This is a genomic window from Nonomuraea sp. NPDC049158, assembly GCF_040648335.1.
In the GTDB taxonomy this organism is placed as follows: domain Bacteria; phylum Actinomycetota; class Actinomycetes; order Streptosporangiales; family Streptosporangiaceae; genus Nonomuraea.
This window is the reverse complement of record NZ_JBEZDM010000044.1, coordinates 66068-85104: the sequence shown is the minus strand read 5'-3', so window position 1 is coordinate 85104 and position 19037 is coordinate 66068. Positions and strand designations below refer to the sequence as shown.

Below are 19037 nucleotides of genomic sequence, written 5' to 3'. Positions count from 1 at the left end.
CGGCCGAGCGCGGGCGGGCGCACGTCGAGCACGCTCGCCCCTGCCAGCACCCGCACCTCGGCCCGGTCGCGGCCGGGGTCACGCAGCAGCAGCACGTCTCCGAGATGGAGCGGGAGCGGGCGGGCCAGGCGCAGCCGTACGACGCACCCGCCGAGCGTCCGCACCTCACACGTCACCGCCGCCGATCCGATGTGCGCGGTCAGACGCCGGGGTAGCCGCCACTCCTCCCCGCCCGCCGAAACGACCCCCCTTTCCGGCCCCACAGGGGAGATCCGGACGTCGACCAGGTCCGTCCACGTCCACCGGCCGGGTGTGACCAGGGCCCGGCCTCGCTCGGGGTAGCCGTGGCCGCGCAGGTTGACCGCCACTCTGGCGACGCCGGTCACCGAGGACACCGGCTCCTTCAGGGACTCCAGCGCCCGCACTCGTACCGGCTCGCCGTCCAGCGCCAGCTCGTCGCCCACCGAGATGGTGCTCGCGGGCAGGGTCCCGGTCACGACCGTGCCGCTGCCGATCACACTGAACGCCCGGTCGATCCACAACCGGACCGGCGCCGCCGGATCGGGCGCGGGCAGCGCGGCGACCAGCCGGTCCAGCGCCGCCCGCAACTCATCGAGTCCCTGCCCGGTCAGCCCGCTCACCACCACCGCCTCGACCACGCCAAGACCTGCGGTCAGGCGAGTGCGCGCCTGGTCGAGGGCCGGGGCGGGGTCGGCGAGGTCGGCCCGGGTCACCGCGAGCAGGCAGTGCCGTACGCCGAGCGCTTCCAGCGCCACCACGTGCTCCTCAGACTGCGGCATCCAGCCCTCGTCCGCCGCCACCACGAACAGCACCGCCGGCACCGGACCAACCCCCGCCAGCATCGTGCTGAGAAACCGCTCATGCCCCGGTACGTCCACAAAGGCGAGGCGCCGCCCCGAAGGCAGCGTGGTCCACGCGTACCCCAGCTCGATCGTCAGCCCCCGCCGCCGCTCCTCCTCCAGCCGATCGGGCTCCATCCCGGTGAGAGCCCGCACCAGCGTGGACTTGCCGTGATCGACATGACCCGCCGTGGCCACGACGTACATCAGCCACCCGCCCCGAAGCCACTCACCCCGAAGTCGCTCACCCCGAAGTCGCTGGGCCCGAGACCACTCACCCCGAAGCCACTCCCCTCGCAGCCGCTTGCCACGGGGCCGCTCGCCCCCAGGATCGCGCGGGCCACGTCACCGTCGCGATCACCGGGAACGGTGCGCAGGTCCAGCAGCAGCCGCCCACCCTCGATCCGGCCGACCACCGGGGGATCACCGACGCGCAACGGTGCGGCGAGCCGTTCGGGCAGGCTGACGGCGGCGCTCGGCAGCGTCACCCCGGGCGCCCCGCCGCCCCCGACGGCGGCCTGGCTCGGCACCGCCCGCGCGTCGACTCCCGCCTCGGCGAGCCGCCCGGCGAGGGCCGCGGCACGATCGCCCAGCGCCGCCGGGTCGGCATGCAGCGCCAGTCGGACGGGGACGACAGGACCGCGGAGCGTGGCCTCCAGTGCGGCCAGCGTCAGCTTGTCGACCCGCAGGGCGCGGGCGAGCGGGTGCCGCCTGCAGCGTTCGACCAGGTCACGGCGTCCGAGAAGGAGACCCGCCTGTGGTCCGCCGAGCAGCTTGTCGCCGCTGGCCGTCACCAGGTCCGCCCCGGCCGCCAGTACGGTCGCCGCGTCCGGCTCCTCGGGCAGCAGCGGCTCGCGCGCCAGCAGCCCCGAGCCGATGTCGACGATGACGGGCACACCGAGCCCGGTCAGCTCGCGTACCTCGACGGAGCCGGTGAAGCCCTCGATCCGGAAGTTCGACGGGTGCACCTTGAGCACGCATCCGGTCTCCGGCCCCACGGCCGCCGCGTAGTCGCGATAGGAGGTGCGGTTGGTCGTACCGACCTCGCGCAGCCGCGCCCCAGTGGAGACGAGCAGGTCAGGGATGCGGAACCCGTCGCCGATCTCCACGAGCTCGCCCCGGCTGATCACGATCTCCCGACCGGCGGCGAGTACGGTCGCCACCAGGACGAGCGCGGCCGCGTTGTTGTTGACGACGTGCACGTCCTCGGCGCCCGGCACGGCACGCGCGAGCGCGTCCAGCGCGCCCCGCCCGCGCCGGGCCCGGGTGCCGGTCTCCAGATCGAACTCCACGTCGGCGGCACCGGCCGCGGCGACCATCGCCTCGATGGCGGCGGGCGACAGGGGCGCCCGGCCCAGGTTGGTGTGGACCAGCACGCCGGTCGCGTTGATCACCGCACGCAGGCTCGCGGCCCGCGGCGGGAGCGCCGCCACCGCCGCGTCGGCGACCTCCTCGGGACCGATCTCACCGCTCCGCGCCCGCTGCTGCGCCCGCGCCACCGCCTCCTTGACGACCGAGCGACCCAGCCGCCCGCCCGCCGCGACCAGCCGTGGATCGGCGAGTACGGCATCAGTACGGGGTACGTGCCTGCGTGGGTCCACTCTTCGAAAATAGAACGGAGGCGGACGGGAATCGAACCCGCCAGGCCGAGGACCTCGGCCTCGTCGGTTTTGAAGACCGCGGGGGCCACCAGGCGCCCAGACGCCTCCAACGCAGAACCTACCCGTCACAGCGGGTATGACCTCAAACGCCACACCCGTCGCGAGCCACCCGAGGGCGCCATGACACGCACCACCGAGACGGTCCGGCTGACGCAGTACGCGCACGGAGGCGGCTGCGCCTGCAAGATCCCACCAGGCGAACTGGAGGCCGTGGTGGCGGACCTCCACACACATGGCCCCGGAGCCACAGGGGAGCTGATCATCGGGTTGGACGACGGGGACGACGCCGCCGTGGTCCGTATCGACGGCGGCCGGGCGATCGTGGCCACCGCCGACTTCTTCACGCCCGTGGTGGACGACCCCTACGACTGGGGCCGCATCGCGGCGGCGAACGCCTTGTCGGACGTCTACGCGGTCGGCGGGGAGCCGCTGGTGGCGGTCAATCTGCTCGGCTGGCCAAGGGAGAAGCTGCCCATGGAGCTGGCCAAGGAGGTCCTGCGCGGCGGCCTGGACGTGGCCCGCGCGGCGGCCTGCCACGTCGCGGGCGGCCACAGCGTCGACGACCCGGAGCCGAAGTACGGCATGGCCGTCACCGGCCTGGCAGACCCCGCCCGGCTGCTGCGCATCGACGGCGGCCGGCCCGGGCTGCCGATCTCCCTCACCAAACCGCTCGGCATCGGGGTGCTCAACACCCGGCACAAGGCGACCGGCGAGGTGTTCCCCCAGGCGATCGCGGCCATGACCGCCCTGAACCGCGACGCCTCCCGGACCGCGCTGGCCACCGGAGCGAGATGCGCAACGGACGTGACCGGGTTCGGCCTGCTGGGCCACCTCTACAAGCTGGCCCGGGCGAGCGGCGTCACGGCCGTGGTGGACGTGGCGGCCGTACCGTACCTGGAAGGGGCCCGGGAGGCGGTACGCGACGGCTACGTCAGCGGTGGCACCCGCCGCAACCTCGACTGGGTCCGCCCCTGGCTCGATCCCGGCGGCTACGACGAGGACGACCTGCTACTACTCGCCGACGCCCAGACCTCCGGCGGCCTGCTGGTGGCCGGCGAGATCCCGGGCGCGCCGATCGTCGGTGAACTGGTCCCCCTGGCCGGCCCGCACCTGCGACTCCGCTGACCACACCGGACGGCGGCTTCTCAGGCCCGTTCACCCCGAGTCGATCTGCAGGTCGTCCCAGTGGACGGACCGAGGAGACGACATCGGCGATCAGCCTCGGGGGCGGGTAGTGCTGGAAAACCTCTTCGTACCGGAAAGCCACCCGCCGAGCGGCTCTAACGGGTTCGTCCGCTGGATGCCGGGCGTACAGGACTCGCTTGCGCTGGTCGTTCCAGCCCACCCGCCACCAGAACCAGTTGCCGTCGCACCACACAACGAGGCCGACCCACACCGACACCAGAGCAAGCCCGTAGCCGACGTGAATGTCAGAGGCGATGTCCTGATCAGCCAGGGCATCCCGAAGGGCATGTGCGCTCTGAGCAGGACTGAACGCGATTACCGACGGCTTGAGAAGCATGCATTCCCCATCCCTTCGGCCTCTTCGAGGGCCGCCGATCCCAGACTCGATCGACTTGCGATAACCTTACTGTGATTCGCGAAAGGCAGCAAGGATCACGGCGTCCGCCAGCCATAGCTTCCCTTGATCGGTCCGGGCTGCCACCGACCCGGTACGGTGGCTCCTGAATGGCCTTTCGTGACCGAAGGAGGAGCGCATGGAAGACGCGGGCTGGGTCAGCGTTTCCGCGCCCTACGTGCGGCCGCGGCGTCCCGGAGAGCCTGATGCATGGGCGGAGGAAGCCGCCCAGCACGGCAAGGTTGGGACGCATCGCCTTCAAGCAGTGGAAGAGGTCCATCCGCCGAAGGAAGTCGTGCGAGCCTTCGGACTGGCGGCGGATCAGACCGCCTTCGTCCGCCGCCGTCTCGTGCTCGCGGACGACCGGCCAACGGAGCTCGCCGATTCCTACTACCCGGCGACGATCGCCCGTGGCACTCGGCTTGCCGAGATGCGGAAGATCCCTGGCGGGGCTCCCACCCTTCTCGCCCAGCTCGGCTATCACCCACACAGCGCGGAAGAAGCCGTCCAAGCCCGCCCCGCGACCGAGACAGAGCGACAGGCTCTCGGCCTTCGACCAGAGGACTGGGTTCTGCTCCTGACCCGCATCGTTCGAACTGACGACGGAACGCCGATTGAGGTCAGCGTGATGACGATGGTGGCCCACGGTCGCGAGTTGCGCTATCAGATGATCATCAAGTGAGGAGACCCGCAATCGTGGGTACGCGGCTGGATTCTCGTCCGCGCCATCAGCAGATCGCAGCAGAACTACGCGCGGAGATCATGTCTGGTGACCTGAAGGCGGGCGAGCAACTCCCTTCCACGCCACACCTGGTGGCACGTTTCAACGCGGCGAACGCGACGATCCAGCGGGCCCTTCAGGCACTGAAAGACGAAGGATTCGTACGCGGCCACGCGGGAAAGGGCGTGTTCGTCCGCGACAGACGGCCGCTCGTCGTCAACGCCAGCACGTATAAGACCCCAGGTCCTCGCGAATACAGCTATGAGCTGCTGAAAGTCGGGGAGGTAACGCCTCCCAGCGATGTCGCCGCCGCGTTCACCATCAGCGGTGACGATCTAGTCGTCCTGCGCCACCGGCTGCTGTTGCATGACGGCGCTCCCGTTGAGTTGTCATGGTCTTACTACCCGGTGAGCATTGCGGCAGGAAGCCCGCTGGCCGCCAGGGGAAGAATCCGCGATGGTGCGCCACAGGCGTTGGCCGACCTCGGGTTTCCGCAGCGCCACTTCACGGATCGCATCTCTGTTCGGCAACCCACCGAGACGGAGGTGCAAGGTCTGGATCTCCCACCTGACGTGCCGGTGTTTCGGCAGTTCCGGGTTGTCTACAGCGACGGTGAGCGGCCGGTCGAAGCGTCGGTGCTGATCAAGGGCGGACACCTCTACGAGTTGTCGTATCACCAGACCGCAGACTGACGGACCCCGGACGCGAGTCGACGGCAGGGACTCCGTGGACAAGCCCCCACGCCGTTAAACAGCGGTCGCGATTTACGATGGGGCGCGTGAGCGGAAGATTGCGTCAGGTCGCGATCGACAACGAGCGGATCGCCGCCGAGAGTTGGTACTCGGCCGCCGACGGCGCGGCCGTGGATGTGGGTCCCGCGCTGCGGGCCGCGGTGGCCGCAACCGTGAGCCACCCACCAGACGGCCCCATCGAATGGCCGAGAGCCGGTGCGTACCGGACGGTCTTCGAGGTCACCGGCGAGCGCAGCCTGCGGGCAGCGCGGCGGCTGCACCTTGACGGGGCGGCCGGGATCGCCGTGCTGAACTTCGCCTCTGCCCGCAACCCGGGAGGCGGCTACCTCGGGGGCGCCAAGGCGCAGGAGGAGGACCTGTGCCGCCAGGCCCTGCTTTATCCGTGCCTCCTTCAGGCACCCGACTACTACGCCGCGCACCGGGCCTCGTCCGACCTGCTCTACAGCCACCGCGTCATCTGGTCGCCCGGCGTGCCGGTGCACCGCGGCGAGGACGGCCAGCTGCTGGCCGAGCCGTACCTCGTCTCCTTCCTCACCTCACCGGCGCCCAACGCTGGGCAGGTGCTGCGCCGCGACCCGGGAGCGGGCGAGCGGATCCGGCAGGCGCTCCACCAGCGGGCGGGGCGTGTCCTGGCTGTGGCCGCACATCACGGTGCTCGCACGCTGGTACTTGGGGCGTGGGGCTGCGGCGTGTTCCGCAACGATCCGCGCGAGGTCGCCGGGGCCTTTCACGCCCACCTGGTCGGGGATGGAGCCTTCGCGGCGGTGTTCGAGCGAGTGGTGTTCGCCGTGTGGGATCGGATGCCGGACTCGGCGAATCGCGCCGCATTCGCCGATCGGTTCGCGATGCCGCGGCCTTGAAGGCGCCAAGGTGAACGGTGAATCTGGGCTGGCGACGACGTCGTTCTCGTCACGTACTCCGAAGCCGATCATTACTATCCTGGCATGCCACCGGACCAGAACCTCCAAGCCATCATGAACCGGGCCGGATACCTCAAGCGCGAAGGACACATCGACGAACAGCTCGGGGACGACGGAGCGCCACACATCGATTGGACGGCCGACTCGCTTCCATCTTTGGCACTGTCGGGCGAACCACTTCCGCCCGGTCACCCGGTCACCGACGCGTCACGGATGACAGTCATCCCTTACGGCCACACCGATGGCGCTTCCTCTGGTTGGCAGTTCGGCACGATCACTCCCGCTTGAACCCGGGAAGCGATCTTCGTGGCCGCATGGAAACCCAGGCCGGGCCTACTCGTGAACACCTCTAGAGAGAATCTCCCGGCGGAGTTGGGCCGGCGTGCAGTATTTCCTGCTGCCACTGGTGTCGCGGCTGTGTGTGCAGCTGCCAGTAGTGCTCGGCGATGTCGTCCGGGTCGAAGTCGGTGCCAGGGGCGACCCGGCCGGCCACGGTGATGCTCGCCACGTGTACTCCGGAAGGTCCGTACTCCTCGTCGAGCAGCGTGACCAGGGCTCGGACGCCTGCCTTGCCCAGGGAGAGGCTCACGTACCGGGGCTTGGGCTCGGGCATGCCGCCCGTGATGAGGAACGTTCCGCTGCCGCGTTCTGCCATGGCGGGCGCGATGTGCGCCGCGGCGTTGACCGCGCCGACCACGTTCACCGCCCAGGCCTCCATGTGACCGCGTACGGACAGCTCGCCCGGCGCGTCCGCCTGGATGATCGCGGCGTTGTACACGACGGCGTCCGGCACGCCATGCTCGCTGACGGCCTGGTCGAGGGCGGCGTTCAGCCCGGCCTGGTCGGTGCTGTCGACTGCCAGCGTGACAATCGGGACGCCGCTGGGAGCAACCGCCTCGGCCGCGGTGCGCAGCGTCTGCTCGCTGCGGGCGATCAGCGTGATCGGCAGTCCCTCCCTGGCGAACCGGCGGGCCACCGCCTGCCCGATCCCCGGACCCGCACCAATGATCACTGCGCCTGACATCGGCATCTCCTCGCTTTTCTTGATCAGCAATACTTGGGACGCTAAGAGTTCACATCCATGTGAAGGTCAAGGGGAGCAGGCGGACGCGGATCGGTGGCCTGGCTCACGTGACCGGGTGAACACGCGACATCAACGCGGCTGCCCTTGCCGCTGCCGCTGGGGGACGATCGTGTACTTCGGGTCGGCGGCCGAGGCTCTGCCCGCCTCCAGGACGCCGAACCGGGTGCACAAAGCGCCCGCCGTAAGGGCCAGACCGGACAGGGCGGTGAGCGTACGGCTGCGCCCGGCGACCGACGCGAGCAGCCCGCCACCGGCCGTCAGTACGCGGGCCGCGCGCATCCGACCCCCCGCCTTCCCCAGCCGGTACGGCTCGCCCACCAGGCCGAGCCGCCGTTCCATCACCACGCTCGCGACGCTCTCCACGGCGGCCCCCATCACCGCCATCACGCGAGCCGGCCCCGCCTGCGCTCTCGGGGTGGCCAGCATGCCGACTGCCCCGGCGCTGGCCAGCGCGCTGCCGGCAAACAGGAAGGGCAGTTCCCGGTATGCCTCGTGCCAGGCCGGCACGGCGGTGTCGGCGACCACGACGGCTGTGTAGGTGGCGGTCAGCGGGCCGGTCAGGCCCGTGGCGAGGGCCGCCGCGTCTCCCACGGCGGGCAGGATCCTGGTCAGCTCGGTCGTGGCAGCGACCGCCGACAGCCCGCCCTGTGCGGCCAGGAGCCAGGAGCCCATGCTCATCGGCGATGTGGGCTTGAACACGCGGAACATGTTGAGGAAGCGTTCGGGCCTGCCCAGTTCGGCGATGAGGAACCCGGTTCCGGCGGCGGCGCCGATCGCCGCCGCGACCCGGGCGGTGCGCTCCAGCCGGTCGTTCCCGGTGAACCCGGCCATGACCGCCATAGCCGACGAAACCCCCGACAGACCTCCAGCGTAGAGATATGCCGGCATATGGGGTTCGTGCCAGACGGGGGCCTTGATCACTGGCCGCCCGTAGTAGGACCGGAACTCCGCCTCCGGCACCATCGACCGCTCCCGCGTCACGGCCCCATCTCCTTCGGCATCGTCGGTCCCTCCCGCGTCACCGCCGCCTCCCCTTCCGTGAACCGGTGAAGGCGCCCGAGCCCGCGAATGCCACCACCACCGCCCCGGCCACGGACAGCGCCGCCGCCCCCGCCCAGCGCCACATGGACGGCAGGTCGCGAGTGGTCACCACGGGATCCGGCGGCAGCCCGTACACCTCAGGCTGGTCCAGCAGCAGGAAGAACGCCCCCGCCCCGCCCACCCCGTCGTCCGGGCTCTCGCCGTACAGACGGGCCTCGGCCTGCCCGTCGGCGTGCAGCCGCTCCACCCGCTCCTCGGCCCGCTCCCGGAGCTCATCCAGCGGGCCGAACTGGATCGAGTCGGTCGGGCACGCCTTGGCGCACGCCGGTTCGAGGCCGCCGCGCTGCCGGTCGTAGCACATCGTGCACTTCCACGCCCGCCCGTCGTCCTCACGCCGCTCGATCACGCCGTACGGGCAGGCCGACACGCAATAGCCGCAGCCGTTGCAGATGTCCTCCTGGATCACCACCGTGCCGAACTCGGTACGGAACAGCGCACCGGTCGGGCAGACGTCCAGGCAGGCGGCGTGCGTGCAGTGCTTGCACACGTCCGACGACATCAGCCACCGCTCGACGCCGTCATCACTAGAGCCTTCCAGAGGCACCGGGCGGGACTGCTCGATGAAGGCCACGTGCCGCCAGGTGTTCGCTCCGAGCGCCCCGGTGTTGTCGTAGGAGTTCGCCTCGAACACGAAGCCGTCGTCGGGCAGCTGGTTCCACTCCTTGCACGCCACCTGGCAGGCCTTGCAGCCGATGCACACGCTCGTGTCGGTGAAGAAACCCATCCGCTCAGCCATGGCGGTACACCTCCAGCAGGTCGAGCATCGCCTGCCCCCTCGGCCGTCTACCGGGCCGTACGTCGCAGGTCACGGCCTTGCTCTCCTGAATGTAGACATTCGGGTCGAGCACCAGCGGGAGCAGGTCGTTGGCGACGTCGCCGGTCACCAGGCCGCCGCCACCCCACCCCCAGTGGTACGGCAGGCCGATCTGATGGATCACCCTGCCCTGGATCCGCAGCGGCCGGACCCGGCCGGTGACCAGCACCCGGGCCTCGATCACGGTACGGCTGGTCACGATCGTGGCCCAGCCGCCGTTGACCAGCCCCACCTCGGCGGCGAGCTGCGGCGACACCTCGCAGAACAGCTCCGGCTGCAGCTCGGCGAGGTAGGCCAGCGGCCGGCTCATGCCACCCGCCGTGTGGTGCTCGGTGAGCCGGTACGTGGTCAGCACGTACGGGTAGCGCGGCGACTCCGGCGGGTTGTAGGGGCTCTCCGGTCTCAGGTAGATCTTGCGCGCGGGGTTGGCCTGCTGGCCGTACAACGGGTTGCCGACCGGCGACTCATGCGGCTCGTAGTGCGCGGGCAGCGGGCCGTCGGCCAGGCCGGCGGGCACGTACAGCCAGCCCTTACCGTCGGACTGCATGATGAACGCGTCGGTCCCCGAGAGCGCGGCCTCGGCCCGGGCGCCCTCGGGCGGTACGTAGTCCGGCGGCTTGTTCGGCTCGAAGTCGGGCACGTCCTGCCCGGTCCACTTCCCCTGCTCCGCGTCCCACCAGACGTACGCCTTGCGCTCGCTCCACGGACGGCCCTCGGGGTCGGCGGAGGCCCGGTTGTAAAGGATGCGCCTGTTCGCCGGCCAGGCCCAGCCCCATTCGGGCGCCACGGGCGACTGCTCCTGCCCCGGCCGGCGCCGGGCGGCCTGGTTGACCTCGTCGGCGTACACGCCGCAGTAGATCCAGCAGCCGCAGCGGGTGGACCCGTCCGGTTTGAGCTGGGTGTAGGCCGACAGCGCCCGCCCGTCCGGGCCGACCCCGTTGATCTCGCGGAGCACGGCCGACGCCGACGGGTCCCGGTGCTCGCCCAGCTCGGGGTAGTCCCAGGTCAGCTCGCGCAGCGGCCGGTCGATCTCGTCGTCGGTCAGCCGGCGCCTGACCAGCTTGCCCAGGTGGTAGTAGAACCACAGGTCGCTGCGGCAGTCGCCCGGCGGGTCGAGCGCCTTCTCCCGCCACTGCAGCAGCCGCTGGGTGTTGGTGAAGGTGCCTTCCTTCTCCACGTGGCTCGCGGCGGGCAGGAAGAACACCTCGGTGGCGATGTCCTCGGTACGCATCTCCCCGGTCTCGAGCTCCGGGCCGTCCCTCCAGAACGTGGCCGTCTCCACCAGCGTCAGGTCGCGTACCACCAGCCAGTCGAGGTTGGCCAGGCCGAGGCGCTGCGCCCGGCCGCCGGAGGAGCCGACCGCGGGGTTCTCCCCCACCACGAAGTAGCCCTTCACCGTCCCGTCGATCTGGCCCATCACGGTGGTGTAGTGGCTGTGGTCGCCGGTCAGGCGCGGCAGGTGGTCGAAGCAGAAGTCGTTCTGCTCGGTGGCCGCGTTCCCCCACCACGCCTTGAGCAGGCTGACCAGGTAGGCGCGCCGGTGGCCCCAGAAGCCGACGTCGCCGCCCTCCCGGGCGAGGTAGTCGTCCAGGCCTTCGTGCCGGTGGGCGTGCGGCATGGTCAGGTAACCGGGCAGGAGGCTGAACAGCGTCGGGATGTCCGTGGAGCCCTGGATGCTGGCGTGCCCGCGCAGCGCCAGGATGCCGCCACCGGGCCGGCCCATGTTGCCCAGGAGCAGTTGGAGGATCGAGGCGGTGCGGATGTACTGCGCGCCGACGGTGTGCTGGGTCCAGCCGACGGAGTACACCCAGGCGGTGGTGCGCTCCCGGCCGGAGTTGGCGGTGATCGCGTCGGCGAGCTCGGCGAAGTGCGCCCGCGAGATGCCGCACAGCTGCTCGACCAGCTCCGGGGTGTAGCGGGCGAAGTGCCGCCGGAGGATCTGGTAGACGCAGCGCGGATGGCTCAGCGTCGGATCCGTCGCCGGGGTGGGATGCGCGGCGGCGCCCCCGGAGCCGTAGGTATCGGCCCCCGCGGCCTCGGCGTGGACCCGTCCGCCCTCCAGTCGCTCACCCTCCACCGGCTCACCCGACGCCTGCTCGCCCTCCAGGTCCTCGCCCGGCGCCTGCGCGCCAGGCGCCCGCGCGCTCGGCGTCTCCTCCTCCGTCCCCTTGCCCGTCGCCTCGTACGCCCAGCTCCGCGGATCGTACGAGCCCGTCTCCGCATCGAACCCGGAGAACAGCCCGTCGAGATCCTCGGTGTCCCGGAAGTCCTCGGACACGATCACGGCGGCGTTGGTGTAGGCCAGCACGTACTCACGGAAATCCAGCTCATTGGCGAGCACGTGGTTGATCAGCGCCCCGAGCAGCACGATGTCGCTGCCCGCGCGGATCGGCAGGTGCCGGTCGGCCAGCGCGCTGGTCCGGGTGAAGCGCGGATCCACGTGGAACACCTTCGCGCCCCGCGCCTTGGCCTCGACCACCCACTGGAAGCCCACCGGGTGGCATTCGGCCATGTTCGAGCCCTGGATGACGATGCAGTCCGCACCCGCCAGGTCCTGCTGGAAGGTGGTCGCGCCGCCACGCCCGAAGCTGGTCCCCAGACCGGGGACGGTGGAGGAGTGTCAAATACGCGCCTGGTTCTCCACCTGGATCGCGCCGAGGGCGGTGTAGAGCTTCTTCATCAGGTAGTTCTCTTCGTCGTCGAGCGTCGCCCCGCCCAGTCCGGCGATGCCCATGGTGCGGCGCACGACCTTGCCCTCATAGGTCTGCTGCCAGGTCTCCCGCCGGGTCCGTATCACCCGGTCGGCGATCATCTCCATCGCGGTGTCGAGGTCGAGCCGCTCCCATGCGGTGCCGTGCGGTCTGCGGTACAGCACCTGGGTCTGGCGGCCGGGATGGGTGACGAGCTGCTTGCTCGCCGAGCCCTTGGGACACAGCCGCCCGCGCGAGATGGGCGAGTCGGGGTCGCCCTCGATCTGCGTGACCCGGCCGTCCTTGACGTAGACGAGCTGGCCGCAGCCGACCGCGCAGTAGGGGCAGATCGACCGGGCGACCGTGTCGGCCTCCTCGGTGCGCGGGGTGAGCGCGTCCGTACGGGCGGAGCGCACGGCGTCACTCCTGCCGTCCGCTCCCTTGAGCTGCCGGATCACCGGCCACCGGGAGAACCACCCCTTACCGGACACAATGCAGGCCCTGCCCCGATCGGTCGAAGCTAACCACCCCGGCGGTCGAAGGTCAGGTACAGCTCGGAAGGGCTGCCGAAGGGCTCCCCTGCCTGGCGCGGGATGTCGGCGCCCGCTTGGAGGCGGAAGTTCGTCGCCTGCTTGAGCAACTCCTCGAAGGCGATCACGAGCTGGATCCGGGCGAAGTTCTGGCCGATGCAGCGGTGCACCCCGGCACCGAACGCCAGGTGCGGGTTGTTGCGCCGGTCGAAGACCAGCTCGTCGGGCCGGTCGAAGCGCTCGGCATCGCGGTTGGCCGAGTAGAACTGCAGGACGACCCGGTCCCCCGCTTTCAACGGGGTGCCGGCGAGCTCGGTGTCCTCAGTCACCGTACGGGCCATGAACGCCACGGTCGTCTCGAAGCGCAGGAACTCATCCAGCGGACCGCGCCACCAGTCCGGGCCGCGCAGGATCGGCTCGACGTCCGCGCGGGTGGCCAGATGGTAGGCGATGTTGACGATCACGCCGCGCGTGGTGTCCAGGCCGCCGAGCAGCAGCGTGGTGACGATCGCCACCTGCTCCTCGGCCGTCAGGGGCCGCCCGTCGACGCTCGCCCTGGCCAGGGCGCTGAGGACGTTCTCGTGCGCCGCGGCCGGCCGGTCGCCGGCCTCGGCGATCGCCTCCATCGCGAGCAGGGCGACCGCCTCGAACGTCTCGGGCGTGCTCTCTATGGCGCACCGCTTGACCGCCGCCACCCCTCGGCGTATCAGGTCCATGTTGTCGGTGGCGAAGACGACCCGGGCCAGCGAGCCGGCGCTGAAAGGCACGGAGTAGTCGCGCACCATCTCCACCTGGCCTTTGTCGATGAACCCCGCTATGGCGTCCCGGGCGATCTCCCGCATCTGCTCGGCGTACCGGAGCAGGAACGAGCGCGAGAAGTACGCGTCGAGGAATTTGCGATATTGACGGTGGTCCGGCGGATCGACGTCCAGCGGGATGAGACGGACCGGCACGCCGCGCACGCCGGGCTGCGCCGAACTGAAGATCGCCGGTCGCATGCACACCGTGCGGACGTCCTCGTAGCGGGTGACCATGTAGTAGCCGCCGTCGGTCCGCGTGTGCACGACCGGGCATTCCCTGCGCGCGATGGCCAGCGCGTCGAGCAGGTGCTCGCGCTGGTCGTCGGCGAACAAGTCGACGTTCGCCAGGATGTCCGCGGCCGGTGTGTCCATCTGTCCTCCATTCCGAGAAGTCCTCACAACCGTCATTTGACCTCGCCGCGGCTGTTTGACCAAAGGACCGACCAAAGGGACACAAGGGACAGAGGGCGCACGTCACATTTCGATAACCTGAAGTATCAGGCGGCGCCAAGGATGCATCCTCATCCTTGGAGGGACTATGCCCGATATCGCGATGCTCTCGGATGCCCCGGCCAATTGGCGTGGAGATCTACTCCAGTTTCGCCGCTACGTCGATCCCCTCGTTTCGATCATCACCAATCCCGACACCGAGACGCCTTTCACGATCGGCGTTTACGGCGCGTGGGGAAGTGGGAAATCGACCCTGCTCGAAATGGTCGACAGGCGCTTACTCGATCGGCATGGCGAGGAGTTCGTCCGGGTGCGGTTCAATCCCTGGGTGCACCGCCGCGAGCCGGACATGCTGCTTCCCCTGCTGAACGCGCTCCACACCGAGCTCGACGAGGACCCCGAGCATCGTTTCGCCGGCACGGTCCGCCGTCTGGGCACGATCGTGGCGAAGCTGGCCGCCGACGAGATGCTGAAAAGGCTCACCCTGAGCTCCATGAGCGTGGAGAAGATCGACAAGCTCGCCCAGCAGTACGCCGCGATGCGCGGCCAGGTCGACAGCCAGACCGGCCGCCTGCGCGGACTGCTGCAGCAGGAGGCCGACCGCCTGGCCGCGCAGGGCAAGAAGATCGTCTTCTTCGTCGACGACCTCGACAGGTGCGAGCCCGACCAGATCATCGACCTGCTGGAGTCGATCAAGCTCTTCCTCGACCTGAAGCACGTCTTCGTGGTGATCGCCCTGGCCAAGGACGTGGTCGACCGTGGGGTCCTGGTGAAGTACCAGCCGTTCGGCTTCCCCGACCACGTGGCCATCGGCGACGACTACCTGGACAAGATGATCCAGCTCCCGCTGCACCTCTACCCGCTCGGCCCCGCGGAGGTGGGCCGCTTCATCCGCGCGTCCCGTCCGGGGGAGCTGGCCAGGAAACACGTCGGCACGCTGGAGAGGGTCCTCACGCCCAATCCCCGGAAGATCAAGCGCGTGCTCAACCTGCTGCGCGTCACGGAGGCCATCATCGAGGGCACCCCCGGCCTGGCCGGCCTGCGTACCGATCTGGTCGTCCGCCTGGTGGTGCTGCGGGTGCAGGCCCCGGAGCTGTTCGCTAGCGTGCTCCGCCAGCCGGCGTTGCTGGTGGCGCTGGAGCTCGTCCACCAGGACAAGCTGGCGGCCGACGTGCTCCAGGGTTTCCAGACGCGGTTCAAGACGCGGGCGGAGGCGCTGCCGAAGCTGACCCTGGCCTTTCGCGGCAAGCACGACTTCCTGGCGCCGATCTTCGCCGACTCCGCCTTCGAGGCCGCCGCGGACGACCTGCCCGTCTACCTGACGATGATCGGCGGGTGAGGCATGTCCGACGACCTGCGTTACGAGTTGTACGGGCTGTCCGCCGGAAATCCCTACGCCGCTCGCCCGCTGGACCCCCTCGCGCTGCCGGCCGATCGCGAACTCGTCCTCGAACTGGCCGGGATCAGCAGGGCCACCGTCGCCCTGCTGGTGACCCGACGCCTCCTCCAGGCCGACCAGCACATGGGCGAGAGCTCGTACGAGCTGGCGTACGACCGCCTCTTACAGCCGCCCGCGCAGGAGGACCACCAGCCCCGCGCCTACCCGGACCGGCTGCCGACCGAGGACCACCTCCGCGCGGCCGAAAGCGCCCTGCGCGAGGGCGATCTCGTGCTGGCCGAGAGGCACGGCGAGGAGGGCCTGGCCCGGTCCGGGCATGACGATCTCCGGGTGCGAGCGCGGATCGAGTCGCTCCTGGGCAACATCGCGCTCGAGCGGGGAAAGCTTGGTGACGCCGTCTCCCGCTACAGCGCGGCCGCCAAGAGCTTCGAGACGGCCGGCGAGGTGGCCGCCGTCGGTCCCATGCTCACGGCCATCGGACGGCTGCGGCTCACTCAGGGGTCTCCCATCGAGGCCGTACGCCACCTGCGGGCCGCGATGGTGCGCGTGCCCGCCGATCTCACGATCCAGACCGAGCTGGCGTGGGCGCTGTGGCACGGCGGGCATCCGGACGCGGCGGTGGGCGTACTCAACGACGTGCTCGACCGTGAGGGCAACAACGCCGACGCCCTGCTCGGCCGGGGCCAGATGCTGGCCGGCATGGGCCGGGCCCGCGCCGCGCTGCGCGACCTGGACCGAGCCCGGCCGCTGCGGTGGCCGTTCGCCAAGATCGCGCACGCGCTGGCCCTCGCCCAGACCGACAGTCTGGAGGAGGCCCAGCAGGAGATGATGGAGGCGCTGGCGGAGGCGGTGGACGATGGGCCGCTGCTGCTGTACGCGGCCCGGGTGGAGGAACTGGCGGGCAAGACCACCTCGGCGATGGACCTGGCCAAGGCGGCGATCCGCGCACAGCGGCCTGGGCTGCCCGAGCACATGAAGCAGGACGCGCACCGGTTGGTCGGCGCCCGGTGACGGTCATGCCATGTGGGGCTCACCGACAAAGTCAGGTAGCGGCGGAGTCAGCCATTTGCGCACTTGCGGGATCAGAACCGACAGCGCCAGGACCAGCATCGCGACGAACAGCAGCATCGACCCGCCCGTCACGCCGTGCCAGGTGACCAGAAAGGCACCGAGCGGCGCGGCGAAGGAGAGCGCGCCATAGGACGACAGTCGCGAGACGCCGACCACACGGGCCAGTGTTCCCGGGTCGATTCTGGCGACCTCCACGGCCCTGATCGCCACATTGCTCATCGCGCCGCCGATTCCGGTGGTGAAGAAGGCCATGGCGAAGAAGAGCGGTTGCGATCGGAGCACCGACCCCAGCATCGCGAGGAACATGGCCACCAGAAAGATCCACGTGTGGATCAGCAGGGTCAAGCGCAGCGGCCGCTGGAAGAAGGTCAGGGTGGCGCCCAGCGCTCCGCCCACTCCGCCGGCCGCCAGGACGAGCCCGATCGTCAGCGACGGCATACCGTCGGACCCCGCGACGAAGATCATGATGAGCGTGTTGACCATCAGGTTGGTGATGGTGACGAGCATGATCGCGCCCCGCAGGAAGTCCTGCTTCATGAGCACGTGGAACCCCACGGACAGATCGCTGAGTTGCAACGAATGAGCGGGCCGCCGCCCGGAGCCCGGGCTCCCCTTCCAGAACAAAACCCATGAAACGGGGAACAGTACGGCGTTAAGCACAAAAGGGATACAAGCTCCCACTCCAAACAGATATCCGCCGAGCGGCCGGCCGGCGAGCGAGGCGAGATGGCTGGCCCCCTCGCTCTTGGCCAGCGCGCGCCGCATCATGACCGGCTTGACCAGCGACGGGAGCAACGCCGTCTCCGCCAGGTTGCACATGACCCAGAACGTGCCCTCAAGCAGAGCCGCCGCGATGAGATGGCAGAGCGACGGCCCACCGAAGGGCATCGCGAACGCCACACTCGCCACGGTCACCCAGCGGCCGAACTCCGCCCAGAGCATGATCGAGCGGTTGGACATCCTGTCGACCAGCAGCCCACCGGGGATATAGAAGACCAGGATGGGGATGGTCAAAGCGAACCCCGCCCAGCCGGCGGCGGCCGGCGATTTGGTCTGCGCGAGAGCGAGGAGCGGGTAGGCGACTCCGAGTGTCCGTGTGCCTACCGTGGAATGGTCGAACCAGCCCATACAAGGGCAAATCTAGTTGTCTTCGGTGGGCCCGATTTGTCGCCCGGCAAGCTTTGTGTCTTAGTCAACTCCCCCGCCCTGGCCGGTTCTTCCTGGAGCCCGACCTTAGGGTCACAAGTGGGGATGGCCACGGCGAACAGTCTGCCTCTTATGCATGGATGGAAAGCGCTGTACCGACTCTTGGGGCTTTTGAGACCCGTCGGAGTATAGCCCGGCTCCGGTAGACCCATCAGGGCTTGCGACCACGCGGCGGCGGAACGATTCCCTACGGGGAATCGCAAAGTCGCAGGCCGCACCGGACACTACTCACATGAACCAACTAGATGTGAAGCAGTGGGCCGACCGTTATATCGCCCAGTGGAACGAGCCCGATCCGGCGACGCGCAGCGCCCTCATCCGCGAGCTGTGGGCGCCCGACGGGATCCAGGTACTGGTCGACCCGCCCGAGGAGATCCGCGCCGCCGCCAAGGCACTCGCGTTTCCCGTGCCGCCCCTGGAGGCCCGCGGTCACGACGCCTTGGACGCCAGGGTGACCCGCGCTTATGAGATGTTCGTCGAGCCGGGCGAGCACGTCTTCGAGGCCGCCGAGGAGGCCTACCCCCTCATGCCCAACGTGCTCGCCATCCGGTGGTCGATGGTGTCGACCCGGACGGGCGAGGCCGTCGGCGGCGGCCTGGACATCCTGGCGCTGGACGGCGATGGCCGAGTGCGTACCGACCACCAGTTCATTGGAGCGAGCTGATGCGCTTCACCCGGATCGCCCGCACCGAGGAAGGCGGATCGGCGTTCGAGGACGGCGAGATCGCGCTCGCCCGCCGGCAGGTCGCCGATGGAGTGCCGGCCATGGAGGTCGGCGGGCTGCCGTCGAAGGGCGGCGTGCAGTTCGTCCGCAGCGCCGCGTTCGACAGCGCCGCTCATCCGGCGCCGCGCGAGCAGTGGGTGATGATGCTGCGCGGCACGATCGAGGTGACGGTCACCGACGGCAGCCGGCGCCGCTTCGGCGCGGGCGACCTGGTGCTCGCCGCCGACACGACGGGCCTGGGCCACATCACCACCGGCGTCGGCGAACCGCCGTTCGAGGCCCTGTTCATCCCGCTCTGACCGCCGAGTACTCGGGGATCTACGGGCAGGTCTCCCGGGTACGCCACGTCACCCAGGTACCGGCTCCACTCCGCCTCGGTGAGCCGGCGGCCCGCGCTCCCGCACACCAGCGCGGCGACCCGCTCGGCGCCCACGGGCATCTCCAGGATGTCGCCGCCAGCCGAGAAGTACAGCGTGCCGCCGTCGGCGCTGAAGGTCAGCGAGTCGACGTCCTGGATCGTCCGGGCGTCGAAGGAGCCCCCGATGTGCTGCGGATCTCCCCCGCTGAGCGATTCCACGGCGAACCGCAAATGGCCACCAGTGAGTTGCGACACTTCTCGCCTCACCCTCCAACACCCGAGGATCGCGTCTCGCCATGCTGCGTAGATAATCTTCA

The 19037-nt window shown here is 69.8% G+C and carries 17 protein-coding genes and 1 tRNA gene; 9 read left to right on the top strand and 9 right to left on the bottom strand.

Annotated elements, in window-relative coordinates; genetic code table 11:
- From AB0B61_RS50015 to AB0B61_RS50005, 3 genes are all read right to left on the bottom strand, one after another.
- Positions 1-1067, bottom strand: a 1067-nt coding sequence (locus tag AB0B61_RS50015) for a GTP-binding protein (RefSeq protein WP_358448180.1), incomplete at its 3' end; no start/stop codon positions are given.
- Entirely contained in the window at positions 1067-2461 is a 1395-nt protein-coding gene (gene selA, locus AB0B61_RS50010; RefSeq protein ID WP_358448178.1) for an L-seryl-tRNA(Sec) selenium transferase, read from the bottom strand. The genes AB0B61_RS50015 and selA, both read right to left, overlap by 1 nt.
- Positions 2462-2476: 15 nt before the next feature.
- Positions 2477-2569, bottom strand: a tRNA-Sec gene (locus AB0B61_RS50005).
- 72 nt (positions 2570-2641) lie between these two features.
- Here AB0B61_RS50005 and selD point away from each other — a divergent pair.
- From selD to AB0B61_RS49980, 5 genes are all read left to right on the top strand, one after another.
- Positions 2642-3646, top strand: coding sequence for a selenide, water dikinase SelD (gene selD, locus AB0B61_RS50000; protein WP_358448176.1), 1005 nt, complete (start codon positions 2642-2644; stop codon positions 3644-3646).
- 593 nt (positions 3647-4239) lie between these two features.
- Positions 4240-4782, top strand: a complete 543-nt coding sequence (locus tag AB0B61_RS49995) for a UTRA domain-containing protein (RefSeq protein ID WP_358448175.1) — start codon at positions 4240-4242, stop codon at positions 4780-4782.
- 14 nt (positions 4783-4796) lie between these two features.
- A complete protein-coding gene (locus AB0B61_RS49990) occupies positions 4797-5513 on the top strand; it encodes a GntR family transcriptional regulator (RefSeq protein WP_358448173.1) in 717 nt (238 codons plus the stop codon).
- Between the two features lie 86 nt (positions 5514-5599).
- Positions 5600-6433 carry a TIGR02452 family protein gene (locus tag AB0B61_RS49985; RefSeq protein WP_358448171.1) on the top strand — a complete coding sequence of 278 codons (834 nt, stop codon included), beginning with the start codon at positions 5600-5602 and terminating at the stop codon, positions 6431-6433.
- Between the two features lie 84 nt (positions 6434-6517).
- Entirely contained in the window at positions 6518-6781 is a 264-nt protein-coding gene (locus AB0B61_RS49980) for a hypothetical protein (RefSeq protein ID WP_358448169.1), read from the top strand.
- Between the two features lie 61 nt (positions 6782-6842).
- Here AB0B61_RS49980 and AB0B61_RS49975 read toward each other — a convergent pair whose 3' ends face one another.
- The 5 genes from AB0B61_RS49975 to AB0B61_RS49955 all read right to left on the bottom strand — a co-directional run bounded on the left by AB0B61_RS49975 (position 6843) and on the right by AB0B61_RS49955 (position 13884).
- On the bottom strand, positions 6843-7517 hold the full coding sequence (locus AB0B61_RS49975; RefSeq protein WP_358448167.1) for an SDR family NAD(P)-dependent oxidoreductase: 675 nt from the start codon (positions 7515-7517) through the stop codon (positions 6843-6845).
- 129 nt (positions 7518-7646) lie between these two features.
- Entirely contained in the window at positions 7647-8558 is a 912-nt protein-coding gene (nrfD, locus tag AB0B61_RS49970) for an NrfD/PsrC family molybdoenzyme membrane anchor subunit (RefSeq protein ID WP_358448165.1), read from the bottom strand.
- Between the two features lie 37 nt (positions 8559-8595).
- Complete coding sequence (locus tag AB0B61_RS49965; RefSeq protein WP_358448163.1) at positions 8596-9414, bottom strand: 4Fe-4S dicluster domain-containing protein; 819 nt, start codon at positions 9412-9414, stop codon at positions 8596-8598.
- Complete coding sequence (gene fdh, locus AB0B61_RS49960) at positions 9407-12673, bottom strand: formate dehydrogenase (protein WP_358448161.1); 3267 nt, start codon at positions 12671-12673, stop codon at positions 9407-9409. Before fdh ends, AB0B61_RS49965 begins: the two co-directional genes overlap by 8 nt.
- Before the next feature lie 29 nt (positions 12674-12702).
- A complete protein-coding gene (locus AB0B61_RS49955; RefSeq protein ID WP_358448159.1) occupies positions 12703-13884 on the bottom strand; it encodes a cytochrome P450 in 1182 nt (393 codons plus the stop codon).
- A gap of 166 nt (positions 13885-14050) precedes the next feature.
- Here AB0B61_RS49955 and AB0B61_RS49950 point away from each other — a divergent pair, with 166 nt between their 5' ends.
- Together AB0B61_RS49950 and AB0B61_RS49945 are read left to right on the top strand one after the other, a co-directional pair.
- The gene (locus tag AB0B61_RS49950; RefSeq protein WP_358448157.1) at positions 14051-15301 is read left to right on the top strand and encodes a P-loop NTPase fold protein; all 1251 of its coding nucleotides are present in this window, start codon (positions 14051-14053) and stop codon (positions 15299-15301) included.
- Positions 15302-15304: 3 nt separating this feature from the next.
- Positions 15305-16372 carry a hypothetical protein gene (locus AB0B61_RS49945; RefSeq protein WP_358448155.1) on the top strand — a complete coding sequence of 356 codons (1068 nt, stop codon included), beginning with the start codon at positions 15305-15307 and terminating at the stop codon, positions 16370-16372.
- 3 nt (positions 16373-16375) lie between these two features.
- On the opposite strand, the gene AB0B61_RS49940 is transcribed toward AB0B61_RS49945, so the two are convergent.
- On the bottom strand, positions 16376-17560 hold the full coding sequence (locus AB0B61_RS49940) for an MFS transporter (RefSeq protein WP_358448153.1): 1185 nt from the start codon (positions 17558-17560) through the stop codon (positions 16376-16378).
- Positions 17561-17870: 310 nt separating this feature from the next.
- On the opposite strand from AB0B61_RS49940, the gene AB0B61_RS49935 reads away from it, so the two are divergent.
- Together AB0B61_RS49935 and AB0B61_RS49930 are read left to right on the top strand one after the other, a co-directional pair.
- On the top strand, positions 17871-18302 hold the full coding sequence (locus AB0B61_RS49935; RefSeq protein WP_358448151.1) for a hypothetical protein: 432 nt from the start codon (positions 17871-17873) through the stop codon (positions 18300-18302).
- Positions 18302-18661: a hypothetical protein gene (locus AB0B61_RS49930; RefSeq protein ID WP_358448149.1), complete on the top strand. Its 360-nt coding sequence runs from the start codon at positions 18302-18304 to the stop codon at positions 18659-18661. Before AB0B61_RS49935 ends, AB0B61_RS49930 begins: the two co-directional genes overlap by 1 nt.
- Positions 18662-19037: the final 376 nt, after the last annotated feature.

Excerpts from the sequence above, each read along its gene's own strand:
- AB0B61_RS49995 (WP_358448175.1), top strand. The coding sequence starts at position 4,240 with ATGGAAGACGCGGGCTGGGTCAGCGTTTCCGCGCCCTACGTGCGGCCG.
- AB0B61_RS49940 (WP_358448153.1), bottom strand. The coding sequence starts at position 17,560 with ATGGGCTGGTTCGACCATTCCACGGTAGGCACACGGACACTCGGAGTC.
- selD (WP_358448176.1), top strand. The coding sequence starts at position 2,642 with ATGACACGCACCACCGAGACGGTCCGGCTGACGCAGTACGCGCACGGA.
- AB0B61_RS49980 (WP_358448169.1), top strand. The coding sequence starts at position 6,518 with ATGCCACCGGACCAGAACCTCCAAGCCATCATGAACCGGGCCGGATAC.
- AB0B61_RS49930 (WP_358448149.1), top strand. The coding sequence starts at position 18,302 with ATGCGCTTCACCCGGATCGCCCGCACCGAGGAAGGCGGATCGGCGTTC.
- AB0B61_RS49975 (WP_358448167.1), bottom strand. The coding sequence starts at position 7,517 with ATGTCAGGCGCAGTGATCATTGGTGCGGGTCCGGGGATCGGGCAGGCG.
- AB0B61_RS49950 (WP_358448157.1), top strand. The coding sequence starts at position 14,051 with ATGCCCGATATCGCGATGCTCTCGGATGCCCCGGCCAATTGGCGTGGA.
- AB0B61_RS49955 (WP_358448159.1), bottom strand. The coding sequence starts at position 13,884 with ATGGACACACCGGCCGCGGACATCCTGGCGAACGTCGACTTGTTCGCC.
- AB0B61_RS49965 (WP_358448163.1), bottom strand. The coding sequence starts at position 9,414 with ATGGCTGAGCGGATGGGTTTCTTCACCGACACGAGCGTGTGCATCGGC.
- AB0B61_RS49945 (WP_358448155.1), top strand. The coding sequence starts at position 15,305 with ATGTCCGACGACCTGCGTTACGAGTTGTACGGGCTGTCCGCCGGAAAT.
- AB0B61_RS49935 (WP_358448151.1), top strand. The coding sequence starts at position 17,871 with ATGAACCAACTAGATGTGAAGCAGTGGGCCGACCGTTATATCGCCCAG.